The organism is Paenibacillus xerothermodurans, from assembly GCF_002220865.2.
In the GTDB taxonomy this organism is placed as follows: Bacteria; Bacillota; Bacilli; order Paenibacillales; family NBRC-103111; genus Paenibacillus_S; species Paenibacillus_S xerothermodurans.
In genome coordinates this window covers 76,504-98,659 of the sequence record NZ_NHRJ02000016.1, presented here as the reverse complement: position 1 = coordinate 98,659, position 22,156 = coordinate 76,504, and the positions used below count along the sequence as shown (strand labels likewise).

21 protein-coding genes are annotated in these 22,156 nt (G+C 49.8%); 3 read left to right on the top strand and 18 right to left on the bottom strand.

What is annotated here, in order from left to right:
• Positions 1–252, top strand: a 252-nt coding sequence (locus CBW46_RS18470) for an integrase core domain-containing protein (protein WP_165842373.1), incomplete at its 5' end; no start/stop codon positions are given.
• Between the two features lie 48 nt (positions 253–300).
• Here CBW46_RS18470 and sigK read toward each other — a convergent pair.
• The 3 genes from sigK to CBW46_RS18455 all read right to left on the bottom strand — a co-directional run bounded on the left by sigK (position 301) and on the right by CBW46_RS18455 (position 2,969).
• Entirely contained in the window at positions 301–993 is a 693-nt protein-coding gene (gene sigK / locus CBW46_RS18465) for an RNA polymerase sporulation sigma factor SigK (protein ID WP_424446738.1), read from the bottom strand.
• Positions 994–1,192: 199 nt separating this feature from the next.
• Complete coding sequence (locus tag CBW46_RS18460; protein WP_089201445.1) at positions 1,193–1,984, bottom strand: arylamine N-acetyltransferase family protein; 792 nt, start codon at positions 1,982–1,984, stop codon at positions 1,193–1,195.
• A gap of 94 nt (positions 1,985–2,078) precedes the next feature.
• Positions 2,079–2,969, bottom strand: coding sequence for a helix-turn-helix domain-containing protein (locus CBW46_RS18455; RefSeq protein ID WP_089201444.1), 891 nt, complete (start codon positions 2,967–2,969; stop codon positions 2,079–2,081).
• A 182-nt stretch (positions 2,970–3,151) separates the two neighbouring features.
• Between CBW46_RS18455 and CBW46_RS18450 the strand changes: the two genes are divergently transcribed.
• Entirely contained in the window at positions 3,152–3,970 is an 819-nt protein-coding gene (locus CBW46_RS18450; RefSeq protein WP_089201443.1) for a phytanoyl-CoA dioxygenase family protein, read from the top strand.
• Positions 3,971–4,053: 83 nt separating this feature from the next.
• On the opposite strand, the gene CBW46_RS18445 is transcribed toward CBW46_RS18450, so the two are convergent.
• The 8 genes from CBW46_RS18445 to CBW46_RS18410 all read right to left on the bottom strand — a co-directional run bounded on the left by CBW46_RS18445 (position 4,054) and on the right by CBW46_RS18410 (position 12,806).
• The gene (locus tag CBW46_RS18445; RefSeq protein WP_089201442.1) at positions 4,054–4,899 is read right to left on the bottom strand and encodes a sugar phosphate isomerase/epimerase family protein; all 846 of its coding nucleotides are present in this window, start codon (positions 4,897–4,899) and stop codon (positions 4,054–4,056) included.
• Positions 4,896–5,366 (bottom strand): hypothetical protein, encoded by a 471-nt coding sequence (locus CBW46_RS18440; protein WP_089201441.1) that lies wholly within the window; start codon positions 5,364–5,366, stop codon positions 4,896–4,898. The genes CBW46_RS18445 and CBW46_RS18440 overlap by 4 nt, the downstream gene beginning before the upstream one ends.
• Positions 5,367–5,412: 46 nt before the next feature.
• Positions 5,413–6,432: an ABC transporter ATP-binding protein gene (locus CBW46_RS18435; protein WP_089201440.1), complete on the bottom strand. Its 1,020-nt coding sequence runs from the start codon at positions 6,430–6,432 to the stop codon at positions 5,413–5,415.
• The gene (locus CBW46_RS18430; RefSeq protein ID WP_089201439.1) at positions 6,419–7,462 is read right to left on the bottom strand and encodes an ABC transporter ATP-binding protein; all 1,044 of its coding nucleotides are present in this window, start codon (positions 7,460–7,462) and stop codon (positions 6,419–6,421) included. The genes CBW46_RS18435 and CBW46_RS18430 overlap by 14 nt, the downstream gene beginning before the upstream one ends.
• Before the next feature lie 14 nt (positions 7,463–7,476).
• Positions 7,477–8,643 carry an ABC transporter permease gene (locus CBW46_RS18425; RefSeq protein WP_089201438.1) on the bottom strand — a complete coding sequence of 389 codons (1,167 nt, stop codon included), beginning with the start codon at positions 8,641–8,643 and terminating at the stop codon, positions 7,477–7,479.
• Positions 8,640–9,638 (bottom strand): ABC transporter permease, encoded by a 999-nt coding sequence (locus tag CBW46_RS18420; protein ID WP_089201437.1) that lies wholly within the window; start codon positions 9,636–9,638, stop codon positions 8,640–8,642. The genes CBW46_RS18425 and CBW46_RS18420 overlap by 4 nt, the downstream gene beginning before the upstream one ends.
• An 86-nt stretch (positions 9,639–9,724) precedes the next feature.
• Positions 9,725–11,662 (bottom strand): ABC transporter substrate-binding protein, encoded by a 1,938-nt coding sequence (locus CBW46_RS18415; RefSeq protein WP_089201436.1) that lies wholly within the window; start codon positions 11,660–11,662, stop codon positions 9,725–9,727.
• A 250-nt stretch (positions 11,663–11,912) separates the two neighbouring features.
• Positions 11,913–12,806 (bottom strand): R2-like ligand-binding oxidase, encoded by an 894-nt coding sequence (locus CBW46_RS18410; RefSeq protein WP_089201435.1) that lies wholly within the window; start codon positions 12,804–12,806, stop codon positions 11,913–11,915.
• A gap of 295 nt (positions 12,807–13,101) precedes the next feature.
• Between CBW46_RS18410 and katA the strand changes: the two genes are divergently transcribed.
• The gene (gene katA, locus CBW46_RS18405; protein WP_089201434.1) at positions 13,102–14,559 is read left to right on the top strand and encodes a catalase KatA; all 1,458 of its coding nucleotides are present in this window, start codon (positions 13,102–13,104) and stop codon (positions 14,557–14,559) included.
• Between the two features lie 157 nt (positions 14,560–14,716).
• Here the strand turns inward: katA and CBW46_RS18400 are convergent, their stop codons facing one another.
• The 7 genes from CBW46_RS18400 to CBW46_RS18370 form a co-directional block, all read right to left on the bottom strand.
• Positions 14,717–15,505: a carbohydrate ABC transporter permease gene (locus tag CBW46_RS18400; RefSeq protein ID WP_424446737.1), complete on the bottom strand. Its 789-nt coding sequence runs from the start codon at positions 15,503–15,505 to the stop codon at positions 14,717–14,719.
• Positions 15,506–15,563: 58 nt separating this feature from the next.
• On the bottom strand, positions 15,564–16,505 hold the full coding sequence (locus CBW46_RS18395; protein ID WP_089201453.1) for a carbohydrate ABC transporter permease: 942 nt from the start codon (positions 16,503–16,505) through the stop codon (positions 15,564–15,566).
• Positions 16,506–16,630: 125 nt separating this feature from the next.
• Complete coding sequence (locus tag CBW46_RS18390; RefSeq protein WP_089201432.1) at positions 16,631–17,947, bottom strand: ABC transporter substrate-binding protein; 1,317 nt, start codon at positions 17,945–17,947, stop codon at positions 16,631–16,633.
• Between the two features lie 309 nt (positions 17,948–18,256).
• Positions 18,257–19,006: a YheC/YheD family protein gene (locus tag CBW46_RS18385; protein WP_089201431.1), complete on the bottom strand. Its 750-nt coding sequence runs from the start codon at positions 19,004–19,006 to the stop codon at positions 18,257–18,259.
• 4 nt (positions 19,007–19,010) lie between these two features.
• A complete protein-coding gene (locus tag CBW46_RS18380) occupies positions 19,011–19,751 on the bottom strand; it encodes a YheC/YheD family protein (protein WP_089201430.1) in 741 nt (246 codons plus the stop codon).
• A 31-nt stretch (positions 19,752–19,782) separates the two neighbouring features.
• A complete protein-coding gene (locus CBW46_RS18375) occupies positions 19,783–20,931 on the bottom strand; it encodes a KamA family radical SAM protein (protein WP_089201429.1) in 1,149 nt (382 codons plus the stop codon).
• Between the two features lie 212 nt (positions 20,932–21,143).
• Entirely contained in the window at positions 21,144–21,917 is a 774-nt protein-coding gene (locus CBW46_RS18370; RefSeq protein WP_165842372.1) for a YheC/YheD family protein, read from the bottom strand.
• Positions 21,918–22,156 lie beyond the last annotated feature (239 nt).

Sequence of the window (22,156 nt, the reverse complement as noted above, 5' to 3'; positions counted from 1 at the left end):
TACATCGACTGTATCAAAAGCTATGAAACGATTAGGATCAGCATGGACGGCAAAGGTCGTGCCAAGGACAATGCTAGGACGGAACGTTTCTTCCGTAGTTACAAATGGGAGAGGCTCTATTTGTTGCACCCTGAAACTGTCGTAGAGTTCAAGCACATGACTAAGCTCTACATGCATCATTACAACTGGAATCGCGGCCACCAGTCCCTTCATGACCAAACACGAAAATCTATCGCAGTGGCCTCACTATAATTAAGCCAACGTATATTAAAAAGCCTGCTAACAAGCAGGCCCCACCACTCACCGCTTCTGCTTATAAAACTCATGATACAGCTTCATTAATGCTCGCTTCTCAATCCGCGACACATACGAGCGCGATATGCCGAGCTCTTTCGCTATTTCCCGCTGAGTCCGTTCCTCGCCGCCGGCTTCCAATCCGAATCTCCCGACTACAACCTCCCGCTCCCGCTGATCCAAAATATCCAGATTTCGGTATATTTTTGATTTTTCTATCTTGAGCTGTACCTTATCAGCGACATCGTCGGACTCCGTGCCGAGGATATCAATCAGCGTGATCTCATTGCCCTCCTTATCCGTGCCTATCGGATCGTGCAGTGATACATCTTTTCTCGTCTTTTTTAGCGATCTCAGATGCATTAGAATCTCATTCTCAATACATCGTGCAGCAAACGTCGCAAGCTTTGTCCCCTTGTCCGGTGAAAATGACTCGATTGCCTTGATCAAGCCAATGGTGCCAATGGAAATCAGATCCTCCAGGTCCTCCCCGGTGTTGTCGAATTTCTTGACAATATGCGCGACAAGCCGCAGATTGTGCTCAATGAGTAAATTGCGGGAGTGCTGATTGCCTTCAGCCATTAACCTTATATGCTTTTCTTCTTCATCTTCCGCGAGCGGCTGGGGAAACGAGTTGTTTTTTACATATGATACGAGCAACATCAACTCTTTTATAAACAAAGCTATTGCAGAAAACATACCTAACACTTTCAGCCACCCCCAGTGATGAGATTAGTACCATACTATGTGGGCCTGAGCCTAACCGTGCCTGTACCGTGGAAAAATACTGCCCATCACCCCGGCCATCCGTGCAAGGTACTACAAGTTGAGTGGACTGTCGCTGCGAGCTAGTCAGCGGGATGCCTTAATTTGTCGATCCTCTATCGAACTATTTTTCTTAGATTTCATCGATGACAAGACCGAAATAAGTGCGCAAAGCTTCGTTGTAAGCTTTTTTGGTTTCAGGGATAAATGAGTGTACGCTATTGGAAGTGAAGATGCGAAATTCACGGCCAGCTACGGTATTGCGTCCACTGTGGGTGCGAATGGCCACCATTGCATGCTTTGAGAATGGAGAATCAGGGGCGGTCTCGCACCAGTAGTTTGGCATAACAAAATCCTTCGGCAGCTGTGGCTCCTCGGCGAAGGAGTATAGCCTCCTCCATTGTCCATTGTTTAATTCGAGCAGCATCCAGCCATATGTGGCGTCTTGCTCCAAGCGGTAACACTGTGCGTCCTCCCGATATTCTAACCCCTCTACCATCTCTATAGGGCGGCGGGGCACAATACCTCCTACGCCAACATCACACAGGTAGAAGGCGCCGTCAGTCTCTACTTTTAACACATGATGACGCCTCTTTGGCGGGGGGTTGGGTTCATCGCGCCAGAAGCGGGCCATGTAGTCAGTCACGGAGTATCCAAGCTCTCTGAGGAGCCACCCAAACAGGGCATTGAGTTCAAAGCAATAGCCGCCCCGGCGCCGAATGACGATCTTCTCGAACAGGTCTTGGATTTCCAGCGATAACGGAATGCCGCGTAAGATATCAAGATTTTCGTACGGAACAGTGTGGAGATGATGCTCCTGTAGTTCTGCGAGGGTGCGCGCACCGCCATCCAGCGGCCCATCATAGCTTAAACGTTCCAGGTAGGCGCGCACTTCTGGCGTCACATCATTGCGCCAATTTTTCATCTTATCAACTCCATCATTGTCATTCCTTCGCTTTATCGGTCCACCATTAACATGTATATTTTGATGTTCCGTGTTTTACAACACAGTTACATACTCACAGTACAATACTCTGCCGCTTGAACTCAGATGGAGTCATACCCGTCACGGACTTAAAATTACGACAAAAATAGTGGATACTCGTGTACCCCATTTTTTCTGCCACCTCGTCAATCGTCCCCGCTTCCAAAAGAAGCTGTTTTGCCTTACGAATACGTTCCAGCACCAAGTAATGCTTGGGCGAATGCCCCGTGCCCTCCCTAAATAGTGCAGCAAAATAGGTAGGATGATACCCACATAAACCCGCGAGTTCCTCTGCTGTCCACCTGGCGTTAGGCTGCTTCCGAATGGCTTCAAGCGCGGGTGCAATTCTACTCCTGGGCCCTGACGTGTTCAATCCAGTCAGTTGATGGCGAACGATAACGACTATCAGCTGGGTTAACACCGCTCGGAGAACAGAGGCGTAGCCGAGTTCTTCGAATCTGTATTCCCGTACTATTTGCAAGAACAAGCTGTCCAAGTTGGGAATGACGAAATGATGCGGAAAAATGATGTCGCCGTGTCCCTGCATATGAAATGCATAAGAAGTTGCCGGTTGAGCCAATTCGCTTTCCAAACAATGATGAATTCCGGGCATGGGATGTATAGGCTCCGGCGATTCCTTGTGCCAGCTAAAATGAATACTCGCGAACGTGCAGGGATCAGACACGGATGATACAAGCCGATGTGGGCTGTCAGAGCCGTAAAATACGCAATCCTGTGACTGCAGTTGAAATTGTTCGTTACCCAGCGTAAGTGCAGCCTGGCCGGAAATCACATAAATCAACTGACTGTCGGGAATCGTGCGGGGTCCCCATTCCTGCCCGGGCGCCGCAGTCATTCGGTTTGCAAAATTTACGGCCGGTCTCAGTAGGGCGAGAGGCCCTAGATGCACAAGACTGCTTAGCATGATCCGCTTCTTCTCCTTTGCTTTTTTTCATTGACATTCTCCTGTGCACGGGCTTGCCAAAAATACCTGTGAAAAGTGCAATCTTTGCTTCTAAACATCCAACGACAATGGCAGCGCTTCCTGCTATCCTGTAAATGCAGCCGAGACGGAAGAGAATCGCTCAATAGGAAAGGGTGAATGGAATGTTAACGAATGAACAAATCGAGCAGTTCGACGAGTGTGGTTTTCTTAAAGGTGACGTAGTGCTTAGCGATCAAGAGGTGGAACTTCTGCGCGATGAGCTCGATCTGGTCATCGCTGGGAAAGCGGTGAAAGCGCCGGTGCTTAATCGAAACCTGCTGGACAGCGGAAAGGAATACGGAATGTCCATATCCAATCGTGCGACGGTGGTTCAAATCGTAAACATATGGATGGCCAGTGATGCATTTTTCAATCATGCATGCAACGCTACCATTTGTGAAGAAGTCGCGCAGTTGTGCCGGACCGACACGCTCCGCATATGGCATGATCAGGTTCAGTATAAACCTCCGATCACTGGCGGGCCTACGAACTGGCATCAGGACCATCCTTTATGGCCGATCATTCAACCGGCCGATCTGGTCAGCGCTTGGGTAGCTCTGGATGATGCCACCATCGAGAACGGCTGCATGTGGATGGTCCCGGGCAGCCACAAATGGGGCAACCATCAAAAATATCTGGCCAGCACGCCCGATTTCAAGCCGTATCATAAACAGCCGGACCTTCTGCCGGAGGGCGCGAACACAGAAGCAATCCCTTTCGAAATTAAAAAGGGGCAAGTCGGGTACCATCATTCTCTCACGTGGCACGGGAGTCCGCACAACCGTTCCGAAAAGAAACGGCGTGCCATAGCGGTACACTATATGCCGGGCCATACGCGCTTTGTTCCCACAGGACGGCATCCCATGGAAGCCCATGTGAAGGTCGCTGCAGGTGAGGTTTTGCGCGGCGACGATTTTCCGGTAACCTATCAAGTAAAGTAACAGTTATACTATGAATGCAAACATAGAGGCGCGGTTGCGCCTCTTGTTTGTATTAAAATGCCAATGAAAAGAGGTAAAAACCTCTAGTCTAATGCGCTGTTACTGCGCACCCCTCCATCCATCGCTAGAACGCGGTCGCGTATGGCACAGAAGTTGCCAGCATTGACATACTCCAATATAAAAGGAACACCTTCGGTATGCTTATGATATAGTTCTAAGAAGCGCCGCCAGTTGATGTCACCATCTCCCACAGCCCGGCCGTAGGCGTCATTCACTTTTCTGTCCTTACCATGGAAATACGCGATGTGGGGTGTCAAATAACCGAACATGTCATCCTCTGAGCTGTTTGCAATCAGATTAGCCGGATCAAGCAGCACACGGACCCGGTCGGAGCCGACTTGGTTAATGAAATCTGCGGCTCTCTTGGCACTGGGCACAACATCCAACACACATGGCTCCAGTACGACATGCACATTGTATTCCTCAGCCTTCGCAGCCAGCCATTTGAAGCTGTCCACTAATCTTTGAAAAGCCGACTCATACGTTTCGGCTTGCACTCCCCGCCTACCCGGCATAAATCCGCACTCGGTAGAGACATAAGGCACTTGGTTGATCGAAGCGATCTGTATCAGCCGTTCGAAATAAGCCAGGTTATGCTCCAATTCCGTATCGTTCGGCTCCAGCAAATTCGTGAACACACCGATCGCGGTCACTGTCACGCCCTGCCGGCGGTAGGTTTCAACGATCTCCGTGCTTCGCTCATCTGTCAAGTCCGCGAGATCGGATCGGCCGTTGTAGACCCAATAATTCGAATCCGTTTGGGAAAAACAAAGCTCCGTCCATTTAAAGCCATTTTTTGTAATCATCTCCGCAGTTTCTTGGTTGCTAAGTTCCCGGAAACTTCTCGTAACAACACCGACGTCCATCATGTGATTTCCCTCCTGTTTTTGCGATTCTTTGACCTCAAATGGCCAGCGAGAAACAAGAGTCCTGCTCCGAGTAAGCCTTCCACAACAATGAGCACTGCCCCAGTGAAATCATATTGCTTGATAGCGAGTACCATCGGAATGCATTGGCATGTGAACAGCAGCAGAACTTGTATGCCGACTATGGCCAAACATCTGCTCCATAGTCTGCTTGTATCGGTGGCCTTGGCAAAATAGTATTGCGAGAATAGTACAAATGATAGCCAGATCATGCCGAACAGCAAAAACGAAAAATTATCAATCGCCTGCCATGACCATCGGCTAATGGAGCTATGCACGACGAGTGCCAGCTGTAACTCTCTTAGCACAATCCAGTTAACCAGCCCAAAGGCTCCCACGACCGCACTCAGTACATACGCGAGCAGCATGTGAGCCCATTTCCTTTTATTCGCTTTAGCTGGCGTATTCATGTGCGCAGCATCCCACCGGCTGCCATTAACTGATCCTCAATGTTGCTCATTCAGCCAAAACCCCTTGCAAGCTCAACTCTGAAGCAAAATGACACGCACTGAAATGGTCCTGATTTACCTCGGTCCATGCCGGCGCCTGATGTCTGCATATGTCTTGAGCATACTTACAGCGAGGATGAAAATAGCAGCCCGACGGCGGATTCGCCGGATTTGCTACTTCGCCTTCCAAGAGGATCCGCCGGGATTTCGCCCGCGGATCCGGGATAGGTTTCGCTGACAGGAGCGCCTCTGTGTACGGATGCTTGGGGTTGTTGAACAGTTCGTCAGTTGCAGCCATTTCGACCATTTTTCCTACATACATTACGCCTACGCGGTCGGAAATGTGTTGAATAACACCCAAGTCATGGGAAATGAACAAATAGCTTAAATCAAACTGCTCCTGTAAATCCTGCAGAAGATTCAGTATTTGTGCCTGTACCGAGACGTCAAGGGCGGATACCGCTTCATCGCACACGATAAACCTCGGATTGGTGGCCAGGGCGCGCGCAATCCCTATCCGCTGCCTCTGCCCGCCGCTGAATGCATGCGGATAACGTTCCAGATGTCTGCTGTTGAGTCCCACCAGCTCCATCAAATGTTTCACCCGATCCCTAAGTTCTTCCCCTTTAGCAATTCCATTGCACAGCAGCGGCTCTCCGATAATGTTTAGCACCGTCATGCGCGGATTCAACGATGAGTACGGATCCTGAAAAATAAGCTGCATATCCCTTCTGATAGCCCGCAGCTGTTTGTTGTCCAGCGCCGTAACGTCTACCAGTTTTCCGTGCCTGTCTTTGAACACGGTTGATCCCTCGGAGGGCTCGATCGCACGTAGAATGCATCGGCCGAGCGTCGTTTTACCGCACCCCGACTCGCCTACCAAACCCAGGGTCTCCCCTTCCTTGATATAAAAGTCGATATCGTCCACGGCCTTCACGTAACCTACCGTCCGCTTGCGAAAGCCTTTTTTGATGGGGAAGTACTTTTTCAAGGATTTTACTTCCAATATGCGGCTATTGTTCTGCATGCGGGCATCCTGCCTCCTCCGGCTCTTTTTTATCCACCAATAGACACCGTACGTGATGACCCGTGCTGACCTCCACCAGCGGGACATCTTCCACATTGCATACCCCGGCCTTGGCCAGCTTGCAGCGGGAATAAAATCCACAGCCTCTCGGCAGATTCATGGGATAGGGCACCGTTCCTTCGATCGAATCCAATCGCGAGCTGCGTTTGGTGACGGTGGGGATGGAATGCAGCAAGGCTTGAGTGTACGGGTGAAGCGCACCATAGAAGAGCGTGTCGACATCCGTGTATTCAACAACCTTACCGAGATACAGCACGGCGACTTCATCGCACATTTCCGCAATAACGCCCAGGTCATGGGTGATGAAGATCACGGATGTGCCATTTTTCTCCTTCAAGTCATTGATCAGCTGCAGCACTTGTGCCTGAACGGTGACATCAAGCGCGGTAGTGGGTTCGTCTGCGATCAGAATAGATGGATTACACGCCAATGCCATGGCAATCATCGCCCGCTGCCGCATCCCCCCGGACAGCTGGTGCGGAAATTCATTAAATCTTTGTTCCGGATTAGACATTCCTACTTTTCTCAGTGTGTCGATCGCGATTCCTTTTGCCTCCGCAGGATCCTGCGTATTATGCAGCAGAATCGCCTCCGTGATCTGATTTCCGATCGTATGGATTGGAGAGAACGCCTTCATGGGCTCTTGAAAGATCATACTGATCTCTCCCCCGCGGATGGCCCGTATCTCCTTGCCATGGGGTGCTAAATCAACCAGATTCAGCACCTCTGTTTTCCCGTTTTTTCTTTGGTGCAGCAGGATCTCACCTTCCACGGTTCCCGTATTCGGCACAATTCGCAGCAGCGATTGGGATGTGACACTTTTACCTGAACCGCTTTCGCCGACGATGCCCAGAGTTTTGCCCTCTTTTATCGTTAAATCAACTCCATCCACCGCTTTCAAAATGCCCTCATCCAGATGGAAATACGTTCTAAGATTTTTTGCTTCCAGAATAACGTTGTCCGGCTTCAATAGGTAACACTCCTTCACTTATAAGGGTCAGCCGCGTCCCGTAGCCCGTCTCCAAGGAAATTGAACATTAATACCGTGACGACAATAAAGGCTGCGGGCCATAAAAGCCATGGATGGTGGGCCAAGGTCTCCAAATTTTGTGCCGATTGCAACAGCACCCCCCAGCTTACGACAGGAGCCTGCAGGCCCAAGCCAAGAAAGCTTAATGACGTTTCTCCCAAGATGGTCGCCGGTATTGACAAAGTGACGTTCACAATAATATAGCTTGCAAAAGAAGGCAGCAGATGCTTGGTTATAATGCGCATATTGCTCGCTCCCGCCAATCTTGCTGCCATAGTGAAGTCTTCCTCCCGCAGGGAAAGCATCTTACCTCTCACCACGCGGGCCAGCCCCGTCCATCCGATAATCGACATAATGAGGATCATCCCGAGGTAGATTTGCAAAGGTGTCCAGTCTTTGGGCAGCGCCGCGGCCAAAGCCATCCATAACGGAATGGTGGGCTTGGAGATCAATAGGTCGATTAGCCGCTGGATGATCGTATCGGTGATGCCCCCCAGATATCCGGAGAGTCCGCCCAGAAGCAGGCCCAGTATTAACGTGAATACAATGCCGAGCAAACCAAAGGAAAGTGAAATGCGGGCCCCATAGATGATCCTTGTGAGCAGATCCCTGCCCAAATCATCCGTGCCCATCAAGAAGAGCGGCCCTTTCGCTTCCTTAAGACCAAACAGATGGACATTGGTTTCAAACAGGCCCCAGAACTTATAAGTCTCCCCGCGCACGAACAAGTAAATGGGAAATTTTTTGGAAGTATCCTCCTGAAACGTTCTGCGGAATGTGGTCTTATCGATTTGCTGCTTCATGTCATATACGAAGGGGCGAAGGCTGAAACCGGTATCTTTGTCGACGAAATGTATTTTGGAGGGTGGGGCGTTTTTATATTGGGTGTACCGCTCGAGCGGAAGGGTGGGCGACAGAAACTCACAAAAAAGCGCCATCAAGTAAAGCAAAATAATCACGACGCCGGCCGCCATCGCCATTTTGTGCTTTTTGAATTTCCACCACATTAACTGCCATTGTGAGGCAACTTTGTATTGCTCCTGCTCTTCATTGTTGTCATTAATGCCCGCGCCCGCGCCGCTGCCGAAACCGCGCCTGATTTTGCTAATGATCGCATTCATTCCTGCATCCCTCCAAATCGGATACGCGGATCGACAACCGCGAGCAATATATCGGAGATCAAGGTTCCAAGCACTGTCAGAACGCTCAGTATGAGAAGGAAGCTTCCTGCCAGATACATGTCTTGGAACATTAAAGCTTTTAACAGAACGGGTCCGGTCGTCGGCAAATTCAGCACAATGGAAACGATGGCCTCGCCGGAAATGATGGCAGGCAGCGTCCAGCCGATGGTACTCAGCAGCGGATTGATCGCCATGCGCACGGGATATTTGAACAGTAATTTTCGCTCCGACACTCCCTTCGCCCGAGCCGTTATCACGTACTGTTTCTGCAGCTCATCCAGCAGCATGCCACGGGTAACACGGATCAATCCCGCTGTACCGGACATCCCGATCACAATCACCGGAAGCCATATGCGCTGCAGCATATTCACGATCTTATCCCAGCTCCAAGGCGCATCCTGAAATTCAGGCGAGAACAGCCCTGTGATGGAAAGACCTGTGTTGACAAATACGACATACACCAAAATTAACGCAATGAGAAAACCCGGCACCGCCAGCCCGATAAACCCGATAAACGTGAAAACATAATCCAGGAAGGAGTATTGGTGGCTGGCGGAATAAATCCCGATCGGAATAGCGACAACCCAGATGAAAATCAGTGACAAGACGGAGATTAGAATCGTCAACCCCAGCCGCTCGCCGATCACTTCCGACACGGGTAAATTCCATTGGAATGACCGTCCCAAATCGCCGTGCAGGAGGATGTTTTTCATCCAAATCAAATACTGCATATACATCGGCTGATTAAGGCCGTACTGCTGCTCCAGGCTGGCAATGGTAGCTCCATCCACCTTGGTTCCGCTCAGTTCCAGCTGCTGGATGTATGTGGTTAAAAAATCGCCCGGCGGCAGTTGGATAATGACAAATACAATGATGCTTATGGCGATCAACAATGGGATCAACTGCAGCAGCCGATGCCCAATAAAATTCAACATTCGCCCATCCCCTTTGTGCCTGTTACGGCTTTATGAGAGAAGCCCCCAGGCAGCAGCTCCAAATGCGGGAACCGATGCCTGAGCTCTTATTGTTTAAAAAAGAACTGCTCGCCGCTAAAATCAGCCGCAATGGCAAAGCCTTTCTCAGGTATGTTGCCGAGCTTTGCATTCACAATCAACGGCTGCTTTACATTTTCGATGTGGACGAAATACCAGGCATTCTTGCTCATTTCTTTCTTCACTTCCTCTATCGCAGTGATCGCTTCCTGCGGCGGACTTACAGCTACCTTATCGATCAAATCATACAGCCTTTTCACGTCCGCCGGGGGCTCTTCTCCCTGTTGTCCACCGGTATCGAGCCACACTTTCCAGAGTCTCCCCCAGAAAGACTGCCCCCAATCCGCCATATACCACAGCGGGGTATGGGTCCACATCATGGTGGCCTGTATTTCGTTGGCGTCGCGGCGCGTTGTCCACAGTGTCTGGTCAATCGTCTTCATCGTTACGTCAAGTCCAAGATTTTTCCAGAATTCCACAATTAATTGGGTGAGCGGGACAATGTCGGGCGCCTGGGCACCGATTTCGAATGGTACCGTAAATTTCTTGCCGTCTGGGCCGACGCGGAAACCGTCAGGACCTCTCTTCATCCCCATCTCATCCAACAGCTTGTTGGCCTCATCCAAATTGAAGGTCGAATCCATGATTTTAGCCGGTTCGGCAAAGCCGTAGTAGATGGTGTCAATGATTTCCTCGCGGTTCAATGCAAGACTCAACGCCTGTCGGAAGCGAACGTCCTGCACGACCTGGCGCCATACCGGATCGGCATACGTCAGGTTCAAAAATATGTCTGTTGGCGTCACATGCATATCCGAGAGGAGTGTACGGTAACCGCCTTTCTGTTCATTTTCCTTATACAAAGGCATCTTGATCAAAGCCGCCGACTCACGGGAGAAATCGACCTCTCCTGCAATCGTCTTCATCGTCACCATCTCGATATTCTGTACCAAGGCGCTCTGAATCTTGTCGATGTAAGGAAGCTGATTCCCCTTGGCATCTACTTTGAAATAGTACGGATTCCTTTCGTATTCGGTCGTGGTATCCGACATCTTGACCATCACCCAGGGATATAGCACGGGAAAGCCTAGAGCAGCGGGCTTGGTGAGTTCTCTGCTGGTCACGTCCTTGTCATTGAAAAATTTCGCCCACTCCGCGTCTCCGTACTGGCCCTCTTTCATAGCAGCTTCCACTACTTTGGCATCAGCGTATTTTTTATGAAACGGTTTCAGAAAGTGTGCCGGTTTCAGTAAATAATCGCTGTACCCCCGCCAGCTTTCGATCGCCAAACGGATTGGGAACCCTCCATATGGCTGATCAAATGTAATCTGAAACGAGTATTCGTCGACCACTTTGAAGCTCAGTGGAGATCCCTCCGCTTTTCCTCCTGCTTTCAGCCATGCCGGAAAAACAGGCGTGAGCTCCTCGTTAAACAGCATATCTTCGATTGAGAATCTCACGTCTTCCGTGGTAACAGGTGTGCCATCCGACCATTTGAGACCTTTTCTCATCTGGAAATCAAACGATTTGCCGTCCTCGCTGGCGGTATAACCTAAAAGCACGTTGCCGGTAATTTCAGTTCCCAGAATGCCAGGCGTATTTAACAAAGGTTCGTTATTCATGACAAATACATCCGCATCCCATCCGACGGCGGAGGTCACCGTCCTCAGTGTGCCTCCATAAGTCCCAATTTCATACTTCAACATATCGGCCGGCATTTCATTAGTGACCTTTACCTCCGCAGGTAATCTGTCCTGAATCGGAGGCAGATTCCTCCCATCCAGCATCGGGGCCTGCTTTAACTCCATTGTTCCCCCGCTGACTTCAGTCGTGCTCGCCGTCTGAGGCGCGGCGTCCGTTAGTTTTTCGCCGACTACTGCGGTAGTGTCGTCAGCCGGCGGATCGAAACATCCGCTAATGGTCATGAACAATAATAAACAGACTACCATGGTGACAAACGACCTTTTCATGTAATCCCTCCCACTCTGATTTGTTTGTTTTTGCTTTTGTTTGTTGTAAGCGCTTTAAAATTGATGCTTTAGCTTACGATCAAAACAAAGAAAACATGATCATTAATTTTTATTTTTGGATAATTTTGTTGGTTATTGAATGTAACCCAGCGAGCTTGAACAGACATCAATCGCAGGCCGCCAAAAAAGGCCTCTCCCGTTGTAGGAAGGGCCCGCCAAGAATGATTCGTTTTTTGCCGTATCGTAATTGCTATTGAATAACTCCAACCATGTGTTCCGGGGTTCTGTAAATTTCATCTATGGATTTGCCGACCGCCCTCTTGAGCACGTCCATACGGACTTGCAACTGGCGCATCGAGAATTGCCGCGCGGCGTCCGGCGGAATATCAAACGGGCTGGCCATATCACCAGCCTGCGCCTCTTGAGTGATTGCAGCAGCTATCGGCTCCAATTCCTGCATGCGTTTAGCAATGCGATCAAAGAGGTGCGGATGTTCACAAATGAGCCTCTGCAGCAGGAAAGTCCCGTAGCCAATGTGCCGTGATTCATCGCTTTTGAGATAGCCTATACCCTTCATCAATCCAGGCATCTTGCCCATTTTATCAAGACCTTGTTGGAACGACCAGTACCCGGTTTCCGCCAGCACACCCTCGACGAACATGTTATAGAGAACAGACGCATCCGCCAGCGCTTCCGGAGACTGGTCCACCAATAGCCGATTCATCGTTTCGGGAAGCATATCATAAAAGAGACTGCGATAGGTGTTTGTGTGGTATTTGCCCAAATCCTCAGTGACACCCAGTGCCGTTAGAAGCAGGCGGAAAAATTCCGTGTGTTTGGCTTCCTCAAAAAGAAATGAAGTCAGGTAAAGTTCCTCCTCCAGCCTTCCCTCCTTGGCGATGGTCATCACAAGCGGCAGCAGATCTAGAGTAACCGCTTCTTCCCCGGCCTGAAACTGAGACAGTGTGCGCAGCGTACCCTGCCGTTGTGATTCGCTCAACGTCTGCCAGTCCAGAACATCTTGGCTAAAATCAATCTCCTTTGGATCCCACACCCCAAACTTCTTCGCCTTTTGAAACAACCGGTAGGGCAGCGAATCTTCACGCAGAGAACGAGCAGTAGTAGTGAACTGTTCATGCTTCATGTGATAGTCCCCCATTTCATCCTAATAGGTTTAATGACATTTTTCATGTTACTACAATCGAACCGAGAACGAAAGCAAGGACCTGTGAGTGAAAAAACTGAGGTCGCGGCCTCTCCCGGACGACTGTTTTGCAGCCTGGTGACATATGTATAAGTGAACAAGATGTGGCAGAAATATACTTGGTTTGTTTCTAAAGTAAGAACTATTCTAAATTTATATTGATTTTTTTTTGAGAATGGTTATCATAGTGTGTATAGCAAAAAACACAACCAAATTTCATGAGGTGATACCAATTATGAGTTCCAGCGAGAAAAAACTTACAACCAGCTGGGGCGCCCCTGTCGGCGACAACCAGAACTCCCAGACTGCCGGTCAACGTGGCCCTACTCTGATCCAAGACGTGCATCTTCTTGAAAAACTGGCGCACTTTAACCGGGAACGGGTTCCTGAGCGTGTGGTGCACGCCAAGGGCGCCGGTGCGCACGGTTATTTTGAAGTTACCAACGATGTGTCTAAGTACACGAAAGCCAACTTCTTGTCCGCTGTCGGAAAACGTACTCCTATGTTTATTCGTTTCTCCACAGTCGCAGGTGAGCTTGGTTCTGCCGACACTGTGCGTGACCCGCGCGGGTTCGCAGTGAAATTCTACACCGATGAAGGCAACTATGACTTGGTCGGTAACAACACACCTGTGTTCTTCATCCGTGACGCTATTAAATTCCCTGATTTTATTCATACTCAAAAGCGTCATCCGCAAACACACTTGAAAAATCCTAACGCTGTGTGGGATTTCTGGTCCTTATCGCCTGAATCATTGCACCAGGTAACTATTTTGATGTCTGACCGCGGCATCCCCGCAACATTGAGACACATGCACGGTTTCGGCAGCCACACATTCAAATGGGTTAACGCTGAAGGCCAAGCGGTGTGGGTGAAATATCACTTCAAAACAGAGCAAGGCATCAAAAACCTGGACGTAGACCTCGCTGCGAAGCTCGCAGGTGAAAACCCTGATTACCATACAGAAGATTTGTTTAATGCCATTGAGAACGGTGACTTCCCTGCTTGGAAGCTGTACGTGCAAATCATGCCGTTGGAAGATGCAAACACGTACCGTTTTGATCCGTTCGACGTCACCAAAGTATGGTCACAAAAAGACTATCCTCTGATCGAAGTCGGCCGCATGGTACTAAATAGAAATCCGGAAAACTATTTCGCTGAAGTTGAACAAGCGACCTTCTCTCCCGGCTCGTTCGTGCCCGGCATTGAAGCGTCTCCGGACAAAATGTTGCAAGGCCGCCTGTTTGCCTATGCAGACGCTCATCGCTACCGCGTAGGTGTGAACCACAACACATTGCCTATCAACCGTCCGAAAGCGGAAGTGAACAATTACCAACGCGACGGCTTTATGCGCGGTGACGGCAATGGCGGCGGATCCGTGTACTACGAGCCAAACAGCTACGGCGGACCAAAAGAATCCCCTGAAGATAGACCGGCTCCGTTCACTGTATCCGGCGAAGCCGACAGCGTTGCGTATGACCGTGACGATCATTACACGCAAGCCGGTGACCTATACCGTCTGATGACTGAAGACGAACGTACTCGTCTTGTTCGCAACATTGTGGCGGCGATGAAGCCCGTAGACAAGGATGAAATTAAGATCCGCCAAGTTGGACACTGGTTCAAAGCGGACCCTGAATTAGGAACACGTCTCGCAGAGGGACTCGGTTTGCCCGCTCCGCAAGGCGAGTAAAACTCACGCTGCACAAAAAAACGTTGGACCTCGAGATCCAACTATCGTATTCGACAGAAAAAGGCCCCTCATTTGAGGGGCCTTTCACGTGTCGAGAGAGTGCCTCATAGCGATGGATTAGCGAGAATTGGGGGGCGGTATGCCATTGATTCCGGGCTCAGCCTTTCAACCCACTGGTACTGATGCCTTCCACTATGAACTTTTGGAATATGAAGAAAATCAGCACAATCGGGACCAGTGATAACGTGGCCATGGCGAACATGCCGCCCCAGTTGTTGAGCGAATCCCCGTCTAGAAACAGCTTCAGCGCGAGGGACACAGGATACAGGGAAGGCTTATTCAAATAGAGCAGCGGATTGATGAAATCATCCCATCTCCAATAGAACGAGAAAATCGTTGAAGTGACCAGAGCCGGCATGATAAGCGGCATGATGATACGGAAAAAGATGGAGTACTTGCTGCAACCGTCCATTTTCGCCGCCTCATCCATCTCCTGCGGCACGGTACGAATAAACTGCATGATGAGGAAGATGAAGAAGGGCATTCCGAAGAACGCCGGCACGATAATCGGTTTAAACGACGAAAGCCATTGCAGCTTGGCGAACATGACGTATTGCGGTATTACTGTGACATCGTGCGGCAGCATCATAGTCATCATCACACAGCCGAACCAGAACGCTTTTCCCTTGAATGGAATACGGGCCAAGCCGTACGCCACCAAAGCCGACGAAGCCACGGCACCAATCGTAGCGAATATAACAATAATGAATGAATTTTTGAAAAAGGTCGCAAATGTGTTCCCGGCGAATCCCTTCCATCCGGTGACATAATTGTTGAACTCCAGACTGCTTGGTATGAGACTGTACGCAGTGCTGAATATTTCGCTGTTGGGCTTCAAGGAGCTTGCAGCGAGCCAAATAATAGGATAAAGCATCACGAACGCCATGCCGCCTACAAACAGGTGATATAGAACGGATTTCAAGCGTTTATTCGTATACGGCATACTACCTCTCCCCTTTCGATTCATAGTGAACCCAGTAAACGGAGGATTTGAAAATAGCCAATGTGATCACCCCGATGATGATCAGCATGACCCAAGCCATTGCGGAGGCATAGCCCATCTCGAAAAACACGAAAGCTCTGCGGTACAAATACAGAGAGTACAGCAGTGTATTGTCGAGCGGCCCGCCCTCTCCCCGGGAAATGATGTAAGCTGGAGTAAAGGTCATAAAAGCTGAAATCGTTTGCATGATCAGATTAAATAAAATGATCGGGCTCAGCAGCGGAAGCGTAATTTTAAAAAACCGTTGAATGCCATTAGCGCCGTCGACTCCAGCCGCTTCGTAATAGGATTGCGGAATATTTTTCAGACCGGCCAGGAAGATCAGCATCGAAGAGCCGAACTGCCAAACCGACAGTGCGATCAATGTCCACAGGGCCGTGCCCGGGCTTCCGATCCATGAGGTATTGGTCTGAATCCCGACGACGCCCAGCATCGAGTTCAACAAACCTTTGTCGCCGAATATTTGCACCCACATAATCGATACTGCCACACTGCCGCCAATCAGCGATGGGAGATAGTAAGCAGACCGGTACACGCCGATCCCGGCCGCCGCTTTATTGAGCAGCATCGCAACCATCAGCGCGAAGATCAAACGGAGTGGCACACTCGCAAATACATAAGTGAACGTAACTTCAAATGACTTCATCAATTTATCGTCTTCGGTGAACATTTTTTCATAATTCGCGGTGCCGATCCATCTGGGAGCTTCCATTAGATTATATTCTGTGAATGAGTAGTATAAAGAAGACAGGATCGGGAACAGTGTGAAGATCAGAAATCCTAATATGAACGGTGCCGTAAACACATAGCCTACCACATTGTCGTTCTGCAGCAACCTCAATGGAGTGGCCACGGATCTCCTGCTGCCGGTTCCCAATTCCATTGCTATGTCGTTCTTGTGCAGCTTCATGGACTTCCACCTCTATTCCTTAATTTTGTGTGGCCGGATCAGATGGCGCTGTGTGTCATGCTCATCGATCCGACGTCCTTCAGTGTGTGATTTTCGTTTTATTTTTTATTTCTTGCGAGAATGGCGTTAGCTTCCTTGCGGAATTTGGCAGCGGCATCCTCTACCGAGATCTTTTTATACAACATTTGCTCGCACAAATCTTTCAGCACGTTTTGTACTTCTACGGAACCGACCGGATTCGGAGGATCGTTGGGGCTGCTGTTCGTCTCCGCCCAAGCGACGTATTCGAATACCTTCTTTTCCTCGGGTGACAGAATCGGTTTAAGCGCTTCCTGAACCTTGGAGTTGATCGGCACGCCGCGCTCCCCCTTCATCAGCTTGTTCGCCTCAGTGTCGTTGATGAAAAAATTGATGAACTTGACGGCTTCTTCCTTCTGCTTCGAGCTCTTAGTTACGGACAGGCCTTGACTCGATTTGAGGAACAAACCTTTCTCAATGTTCGGGCCGGGTACCGGGATCAGCTCCAGCGGCCGGTTAGCCGCAGCGGACCAAGCTACGAACTGGTTGGACCAGGAGAAATAACCCGCTGCGTTCCCCATGACCATATCGTCATCTTCCGGTGTGCCCTTCTTTTGTGCCAGTTTGTCCAAACTTAGCAGATAACCGGCGTCATACCATTTTTGATACCGTGTAAAATAATCGATAAACGGCTTGTCATCCGCATAGCCGACACTCGTGCCGTCAGCGCTGTACATGTGCTGGTCCACGGTGCGCAAATAGTATGGGAAGAATACTTCGTAACGCATCCATTCCATCATCATTTTATCGTTGGCCTTCAACTTCTCTCCGAGCGCATCCATGTCATCCCAGGTCCAATCTTTGCCCGGCACGGTGGCTCCGGCCTTTTTTACGATTTCAGGATCCATCGATACAGCGAGAGCGTTCACACCCATGGCGATCTGATACTGTTTGCCGTCGAACTCGCCGATTTTAAGATACGAAGGGGAGATCGAGCTTTTATCGAGTGTTCCTTTTTCCATGTAAGGGCGCAGATCCTCGAGCTGGCCTCTCCCCCCGAATTGGCTGATATACGCATCGTCCATCTGAATGATGTCCGGCAGATCGTTGGCCGCGGCTTGTGGTGCAAGCTTCTTCCAATAGTCATCGAATGACGCATATTCAGGCTCAATCTTCACGTGGGGATTTTTTTGCTGGTAGAGATCGATAATTTTCAGCGTATAGTCATGTCGGGCTTGACCGCCCCACCAGGCGAAGCGCAGCTTAACAGGTTCATTATTGCCGGACCCGCCGCTATTAGCGCCTGTTGTGTCCCCCTCCGCGGGAACACCGCCTCCACAGCCTGCAGCAGTGAAAAGCAAAGATAGCGATATTAGCAGGGTTAGTGTCTTCTTCATATCTTTTCCTCCCTCTATGTTTTAATCCCATATCCCTATTATCCAGCTTGCCACTGATGAAAAGAAGGCAAAAAACCGTCATCCTTGTTCAAAAAACAGAGTTGATTACGCGTGCATTTGCACTGTATGTAAGGCCAATCCTCGCAGACAATGTAAAATCGGATTTATCCATGGACACAAAAAAAAGCACACAGGACAACGGATTAAACCCATTGTTACGTGTGCCGGAAGGCGCCCAGACTTCAAAGCTAGGTGAATTATCCATAAGGTAATTCGACTCCATTCTTCGGCTCGGCCATAACAGAACTACTATTTGGCTAGTTTTCTAAGGCGCGAGATTTTTCGATAGAGCGTTTTGTCAGGGAGCAGTTTAAAGTTGCCTTCGATCAACGGTTCTATGTTTACCTCAAAAATCCACAGCCGTTTCCGGGTATCAAGCCCCATATCGACAGCAAACTCCTGGAGATTCGGATACATTTTGCTGACATTGCTCACAGTGTGGATAATGAGTTTGCGTATTCTTCGCACCATCCGTATACCTTCTCGATCCGTGTACTTCAAGTGACGTCTGAACAGTTTTCTCAGCGAGGTTGGCGTGCCGCCTGAATGGGAAGTGGTCACAATACTTCCCCTTTCCCCAAGCCTCCCGCAAATCCCTACGGCCCGCCACTCGCCGTCGATTCTCAACGCATGGCAACGGAGATCAAAGTGTCGCCCGTCCCTTGTCACACTATTGACCGCTCGCTGAATAAGATATCTCGTATCGCCAGTCAGCCTATGCACGGCGCGCCCCAGCTCACTCGCTCTGACCACCTTTGTGCGGCTCTCCTGTCTTAGCTTAAACCGGCCGTACTTCAATCGCTCGATCCGGATAATGCCTTTAGATTTTCTCCCCTGATCAGGCTTGAGGTAAACCTTATAATATTTCCGCGTCATACGCCTCAATGAACTTTCGCGCAGCAGTTCCGTGTCGGGAATGTGGTCAGCTGTTTCAGGCAAGTTGCTGAGCTGGTAAGCGACAGCCAGCTTACTTTTTACATGGTGTCTCTCAATAGCCATATTCTTACCCTCTCTCGGTCAATTTTTCTATTTTACGGTATTTACGAAATCTCTTGGGATCCAACTCCGCAAAATTCGAAGGATCCGGCTGGGTATTTGCTTCGATAAACCATATTCGACCTTTCTTGTCGATGGCCATATCTAAACCTAAGATTTTAAAAGGGAAGCGCGATCCGAGGATTTGAGCAATCTGGTAGGAGACATCGATTAATGTCGTCATCACTTTTAATCTGCTTAACGGTTGGTCCAGTCCTTTCCATGCCTTGTTCATCGACATGTCCTTCGCACCTTTGGCTACGTTGGTGACCACAGAGTTCTTCCGCGGGGCAACCTTGGCACTGGCCCAGGTAAGATGCCAGCGGTTTCGAGGCCTGTGCAGGACAACGCGCAAATCAAATGGACGCCCATGATAGGTTGCTAATTGAATCCCCTGCTGAACCAGATATCTCTTATTGCGGTCCAATATATGCCGCAAGTGTTTCACTAGGTGTTGGGAAGAACACCGTATCGTTTTATCTTTATATGATATCTCACAAGTGGAGCTGCTGAGTTTTTTTACGCGAACGACTCCATCTCCTTTTCTCCCGATATCCGGCTTGATATATACCGTGGGATATAAGCGAAGCATTTTCTTCAAGCTCGAAGCACGTAACCAGTCCGTTTTTGGCACATAACGCGAAATGATGGGATCTGCCATCAACGGAGAACCTTTTTTCATCTTACTTCGGATCACCTTATGCTTCATGTGTCGCAGCCTCCTGTATACCGTCCCTTTGTCAAGAAGGATCGGGCATCTCGTTGACGGAAACGATGTCTGCCGTTTTCTTCGCAGGCTTTTGCCAGTATTTTTCGTTCCCCGGCAGCTCGTCAAACCATGTAGCCTCTTTCGGACAGTCCAAAACCATCAGCTTTCCGTATGCCCCAGCGCGGGATTGGTGGTATTTAAGATAGGCTTTCCCGTCCTCAATGGCTAAAATCTCCACTTTCCCAGAGGTATGGCTCATACATAGCCTCACTCTTTTACCTAAGCCTGACGTTCTCGCTTTGGCTTGTTCTACGATGTGATAGACTTCTTCCAGCGTGAGCACGAAGCCTCGGTTCCCGGCGACCGGCCTGTTGACAAAAAAGTAGTAGGGTGTAACGCCAGCCCACGACAGCTTGTCGAGCAGCTCCCCTAGCACATGCGGGTCATCATTGATTCCCTTCAGAACAGGAGATTGATTCACGACAATCGCCCCGGCATTGTGAAGCGCGTCAAAGCATTTTCTCGCTTCCTGCGTAACCTCTCGCGGATGGTTGACATGCGCCATGATATAGATCCGTTTCTCTTGGGTAGAGTAGGTTCGAATCATATCGAGCAGTTCCTCATCCTCGTAAATGCGCATAGGATTGAACACGGGCATCTTGGAACCGATTCTAATTATTTTGACATGATCTACGTCTCTCAGCGCGGCTATGATGTTGCGAAGCTTGCGGTTACTGAGAGTCAACGGGTCCCCGCCCGTAAGCAGAACATTGTTGATTTCGGGCGTTCTCGCAATATAGTCGAGCCCGTCCTGTACGTCCGGCATAGCCTCTTTTACGTCCGCCCGAAACAATCGCTTACGAAAGCAAAAACGGCAGTAGGCTCCGCATACCTCCGACACCAGCAGCAGTGCTGTCGTTCCGTACTTATGCTGGCAGCCCTTCACAACATAGTTGGTGTCTTCATCAGAAGCATCCCACCGGCCATACTCCAGCAATTCGGTCGAGCTCGGGATGACCAGCTTTCGAATGGGGTCATGGGGATTTGTCCAATCGATAAGCTGCAGATAGTAATCATTCAGACGAAAAACGAATTTATCCGTCACTTTCTTATAAGCTATGCGCTCTTCCTCTGTTAAGCCCGGTATGTCTTCCACATTCGTAATGTATTTCGCTGGCATTTCGCACTGAATCTCCTTTCGTAGACCCAAAATGTCACTAGGAAGCGAATAACAGACTTGATTTTAGTAAATGCAGCTAGCGCATTTCGTGTGCTGGTTCAATGCGGATTCGCCAATAAATGCACACACCGGCACAGCAGCGGCTTTGCGGTAGAGAATCGTGTCCGGCTAAACAAAAACAGGGAAGCTGCATCCCCCGCTATGGCATCACGCTATGCTTTGCTCATCAGCCTTCGCTCTTTGTATGCTTTCGCCAGAGCGTTGATCCTGTGATAGTACTTTTTGTCCGACAGTCGATCAAACAATTTGTAGGAGGGATCGTCAAGGTTCACCTCGATGATCCACAGTTTACCAGTGCGGTCCATTCCCAAATCGATGCCCGTCTCATAGGATGGATACCCGCTGCGCGTTGCATGGCTTATAATCTGAAAACCTGAGCGGATCAGCTCCCTTCGCACACTCCAAATCTGTGCGCGAGCATACCCGTACGACTTAGCCAAAGCGTCGTCCACGGTCGTCGCATAGCCCCCGCCGCGGCGTACGTTGGAGATAACACTGCCTTTGCCGGACACCTTGGCGATCATGCCCGCATACCGCCACCGTTGGCTTCCGTCCCGCATGAGCATCAGACGGATCGTAAAAGGCCTTCCGTCGATTTCGCCCAATTCGATGGCTTTCTGGACGAGGACCGAGCTGGCGGCTCTGCCGTCTTTCACTTTGTCATACAAATCATTAATCGAATATACATCGACCGGCTTACCGCGCTCTTTCACGAAACGGTATCCCTTCTCTGTTTTCCATGCTTTTATAATGTTCGAGCCGGTGTGTGACGTATTTCCTTTGATGTAGACGGTGCCATAGTCTTTTATATATCCGGCAAGCGAGCGTCTGGTTAACAGCGAGGTCGGGGGGAGTAGCTTACGCAGACGCGGATGCTTCAAGTACAGCTGGTGCAGCTCCCATTTCGAAGGATCCCAGCGTGACATACCATCATTCCCTTCCGCAATTGTTGGTGTTACCCGCAGGCAAAGTCCCACATGACAGCCTGTGCTGCTTAATGCAGGCATGCCTTTAACACAGGTACCGTTTCATTGTATGAACATGTGTATTTTTTGGCGCGGCAGAAGACCAACACCAGCGTATTGTGCAACTTGCTGTGCAGCCATGCCGGCGACACGGTTGCATCGGGGCCACCCAAAAAAGACCAGGGCGCCCGCGAAAGCGC

Coding starts and splice junctions, on each gene's coding strand:
- sigK (WP_424446738.1), bottom strand. CDS start 993: ATGTTTTCTGCAATAGCTTTGTTTATAAAAGAGTTGATGTTGCTCGTA.
- CBW46_RS18460 (WP_089201445.1), bottom strand. CDS start 1,984: ATGAAAAATTGGCGCAATGATGTGACGCCAGAAGTGCGCGCCTACCTG.
- CBW46_RS18455 (WP_089201444.1), bottom strand. CDS start 2,969: ATGCTAAGCAGTCTTGTGCATCTAGGGCCTCTCGCCCTACTGAGACCG.
- CBW46_RS18450 (WP_089201443.1), top strand. CDS start 3,152: ATGTTAACGAATGAACAAATCGAGCAGTTCGACGAGTGTGGTTTTCTT.
- CBW46_RS18445 (WP_089201442.1), bottom strand. CDS start 4,899: ATGATGGACGTCGGTGTTGTTACGAGAAGTTTCCGGGAACTTAGCAAC.
- CBW46_RS18440 (WP_089201441.1), bottom strand. CDS start 5,366: ATGAATACGCCAGCTAAAGCGAATAAAAGGAAATGGGCTCACATGCTG.
- CBW46_RS18435 (WP_089201440.1), bottom strand. CDS start 6,432: ATGCAGAACAATAGCCGCATATTGGAAGTAAAATCCTTGAAAAAGTAC.
- CBW46_RS18425 (WP_089201438.1), bottom strand. CDS start 8,643: ATGAATGCGATCATTAGCAAAATCAGGCGCGGTTTCGGCAGCGGCGCG.
- CBW46_RS18420 (WP_089201437.1), bottom strand. CDS start 9,638: ATGTTGAATTTTATTGGGCATCGGCTGCTGCAGTTGATCCCATTGTTG.
- CBW46_RS18415 (WP_089201436.1), bottom strand. CDS start 11,662: ATGAAAAGGTCGTTTGTCACCATGGTAGTCTGTTTATTATTGTTCATG.
- CBW46_RS18410 (WP_089201435.1), bottom strand. CDS start 12,806: ATGAAGCATGAACAGTTCACTACTACTGCTCGTTCTCTGCGTGAAGAT.
- katA (WP_089201434.1), top strand. CDS start 13,102: ATGAGTTCCAGCGAGAAAAAACTTACAACCAGCTGGGGCGCCCCTGTC.
- CBW46_RS18400 (WP_424446737.1), bottom strand. CDS start 15,505: ATGGCGTTCGTGATGCTTTATCCTATTATTTGGCTCGCTGCAAGCTCC.
- CBW46_RS18395 (WP_089201453.1), bottom strand. CDS start 16,505: ATGGAATTGGGAACCGGCAGCAGGAGATCCGTGGCCACTCCATTGAGG.
- CBW46_RS18390 (WP_089201432.1), bottom strand. CDS start 17,947: ATGAAGAAGACACTAACCCTGCTAATATCGCTATCTTTGCTTTTCACT.
- CBW46_RS18385 (WP_089201431.1), bottom strand. CDS start 19,006: ATGGCTATTGAGAGACACCATGTAAAAAGTAAGCTGGCTGTCGCTTAC.
- CBW46_RS18380 (WP_089201430.1), bottom strand. CDS start 19,751: ATGAAGCATAAGGTGATCCGAAGTAAGATGAAAAAAGGTTCTCCGTTG.
- CBW46_RS18375 (WP_089201429.1), bottom strand. CDS start 20,931: ATGCCAGCGAAATACATTACGAATGTGGAAGACATACCGGGCTTAACA.
- CBW46_RS18370 (WP_165842372.1), bottom strand. CDS start 21,917: ATGTCACGCTGGGATCCTTCGAAATGGGAGCTGCACCAGCTGTACTTG.